This is a genomic window from Mycobacterium sp. ABE4_509, assembly GCF_056160785.1.
The window spans coordinates 1-2,795 of sequence record NZ_JBSWXU010000265.1 but is presented as its reverse complement, the minus strand read 5'-3'; the positions used below and the strand labels follow the sequence as shown (position 1 = coordinate 2,795).

Genomic DNA, 2,795 nt, shown 5'->3' with positions numbered 1-2,795 from the left:
GGTCGCCGGTCAGCGCGACGACGCGGGCGGCGACCGGGGCCTCCGCGACCGCGTCGAGGGTGTCCAGCAGCGCTGCCGCGGCGATGTCGGCTGCGGCCTTTTCACCCAGCGAGGCCGCCAGCCGGGTCTTGGCCAGGCCGGCGACCGGAGCCTTGGCCACCACCAGCACACTCACCTGAATCACGAGATCACCCGCCAGAAGTCGAGCGCGGCGATCGCGCTGCCCTTCACCGAGCCACTGACCTTGGAGGTTCCACCGGTGCGCGGGCCGTAGGCGACGTCCCGCTCGGTGACCGTCCAGCCGGCCTGGGCGGCGCGCACCAGCAGCTCCAGCGGATAGCCGGATCGGCGGTCGGCCACCCCCAGGCCCAACAGCGCATCCCGGCGGGTGACCCGCATCGGCGCGATGTCGTGGACGGCCAGGCCGTGCCGGGTGCGCAGCCGCCAGCACACCGCCGCGGTGCCGAGGCGGGCGTGCCACGGCCATTTCAGCCCGGGCACCGCGCGGCGCCGGCCGATCGCCATGTCCGCTCCGTCGTCGACGTCGTCGACCAGCGCGGGAAGCTCGCGGGGGTCGAGGGAGCCGTCGGCGTCGAGGACCGCGACGATCGGGGTCTGGGCCGCTTCGATGCCGGCGTGCACCGCCGACCCGTATCCGGGTCTGGGTTCGGCGACGACGTCGGCGCCGTGGGCGCGGGCCACGTCGGCCGTGCCATCGGTGCTGTTGTTGTCGACCACCAGGGCTCGGTACCCGGCGGGCAGTGCGGTCAGCACGCCGGGCAGCGAGGCCGCCTCGTTCAGACAGGGCAGCACCACCGTGACCGAACAGGCAGCCATAGCCCATCAACCTATGCGAGCCGGCCAGGTTAGGCGAGGGGCAACGCTGACGAATTTGTAACATCGGCGCTGGTGAGGCGGGTACCCCGCTAACCTCGGAATGATGACCCGAGTGCTGATCGCCGACGACGACGATGTCGTCCGCGACGTCGTCCGCCGTTATCTGGAACGCGACGGGCTCGACGTGTCGACCGCCCACGACGGCAACGAGGCGCTGCGTCTGCTGTGTTCGCAGCGCATCGACGTCGCGATCCTGGACGTGATGATGCCCGGCCCGGACGGGCTGTCGCTGTGCGGGCAGCTCCGCGAGGGCGGGGCCTACAGCGTGCCGGTGATCCTGCTGACCGCGCTCGGCGAGGAGGACGACCGCATCGCCGGGCTCGAAGCCGGCGCCGACGACTACCTGACCAAGCCGTTCAGCCCCCGCGAGCTGGCACTGCGGGTCCGGTCGGTGTTGCGCAGGGCGCCCGCGTCGGCCAACGTGCTGGCCCGCGACATCACCTCTGGTGAACTCGTGGTGGCCACGGCGTCACGCGCGGTCACCATCCACGGACGCCGGATCAGCCTCACCAACCGGGAGTTCGACCTGCTGGTCTTCTTCCTCACCCACCCCGACACCGTGTTCACCCGCGAAGACCTGCTCAAGCAGGTGTGGCATTGGGACTTCGGGGACCTGTCGACGGTGACGGTGCACGTCAAGAGGCTGCGTTCCAAGCTGGGCGACCATCACCGCGTGCAGACGGTGTGGGGTCGCGGCTACATGTGGGCCGCTGACCCGCCGGCCGCCGGGCGGTGAGGATGGGAAGCGCTGACTTCTGGGAGATCGTCGGCTGGGCACTGGCCTGCTCGGTGCCGGTGGTGCTGCTCGGCGCGGTGATCATCAGGCTGGCCCGGTCGTGGTCGCTGGCGGTCAGCATGGTGGCGCTGGTGCTGATCCCGGTGATCGCCACCTTCACCGGCGTGCTCGGGGCCAGCGGGTTCATGATCACCTCGACGTTCGAGAGCATCGCCGTCGTGCTGGTCATCGTCGCGATCGTGACGATCCCCGCCGCGGTGATGCTGGGCCGCTACCAGGCCAGGCGCACGGTGTGGGAGGCCGAGATCCGCGACTCGGAACGCTCGGCCGAGCATTCGCGGCGCCGGCTGGTCGCGTTCGTCAGCCATGACCTGCGCACCCCGCTGGCCGGCATCCGGGCGGTGTCGGAGGCCATCGCCGACGGGGTCGTCCCCGACGACGAGGTCAAGGTGCACGCCAAGCACATCGAGCACGAGTCGGTGCGCCTCTCGGAGATGGTCGACGACCTGTTCGAGATGTCGAAGATCAACGCCGGCGCGCTGACCCCGTCGTTCGACAAGGTCGCGCTCGACGAGGTCGTCGACGACGTGCTGGCCGCGCACCGCATCGCCGCCGAACGGGCCGGGGTCCTGCTGCGGGCCAACCTTCCCGACGACCCGGTGCGGGTGGTGGGCAGTGACCGCGCGCTGGTGCGGGTGTTGTCGAACCTGGTGGCCAACGCGATCGCGCACACCCCGGCGGGCGGCAGCGTCGAGTTGGCGCTGGGCGCCGACGAGAACAGCGCCTGGGCCCGTGTCGACGACACCGGGGTGGGCATCGACGAGGCCGACCTGCCCAGGGTGTTCGACGTCGCCTACCGCGGGTCCAACAGCCGGGTGCCGCGCGCGGATTCGTCGCTGCCGAGCGGCTCGGGGCTGGGCCTGGCGATCGCGGCGGGCCTGGTGCAGGCCCACCGCGGCACGCTGTCGGCGCACAACCTGCCCACCGGCGCCCGCTTCGAGGTGCGGCTGCCGCTGGCCGGTGACTGAGGTCGGCCTGCCGCGAACGTGCATTCCCTGTCGCCTATGTCGACCCAAAGTCAAGTGGTTAGTGCAACACGGGCTTAGGCGGCTTGGCTGAGCAGAGCAGATAGGCGTTGGGCTGGGGTGTCGAGATCAAGGGT

Annotated in this window: 3 protein-coding genes and 1 pseudogene; 2 read left to right on the top strand and 2 right to left on the bottom strand. The window is 71.0% G+C overall.

What is annotated here, in order from left to right:
• Positions 1-184: pseudogene (locus ACXAID_RS27690) on the bottom strand (glycosyltransferase); the annotation flags it as partial.
• A complete protein-coding gene (locus ACXAID_RS27685) occupies positions 181-837 on the bottom strand; it encodes a glycosyltransferase family 2 protein (protein ID WP_475025370.1) in 657 nt (218 codons plus the stop codon). The gene ACXAID_RS27685 and the pseudogene ACXAID_RS27690, both read right to left, overlap by 4 nt.
• A gap of 103 nt (positions 838-940) precedes the next feature.
• On the opposite strand from ACXAID_RS27685, the gene ACXAID_RS27680 reads away from it, so the two are divergent.
• Together ACXAID_RS27680 and ACXAID_RS27675 are read left to right on the top strand one after the other, a co-directional pair.
• Positions 941-1,633 (top strand): response regulator transcription factor, encoded by a 693-nt coding sequence (locus tag ACXAID_RS27680; RefSeq protein WP_475025369.1) that lies wholly within the window; start codon positions 941-943, stop codon positions 1,631-1,633.
• Between the two features lie 2 nt (positions 1,634-1,635).
• Positions 1,636-2,661, top strand: coding sequence for a sensor histidine kinase (locus ACXAID_RS27675; protein WP_475025368.1), 1,026 nt, complete (start codon positions 1,636-1,638; stop codon positions 2,659-2,661).
• The last annotated feature ends 134 nt before the right edge of the window (positions 2,662-2,795 follow it).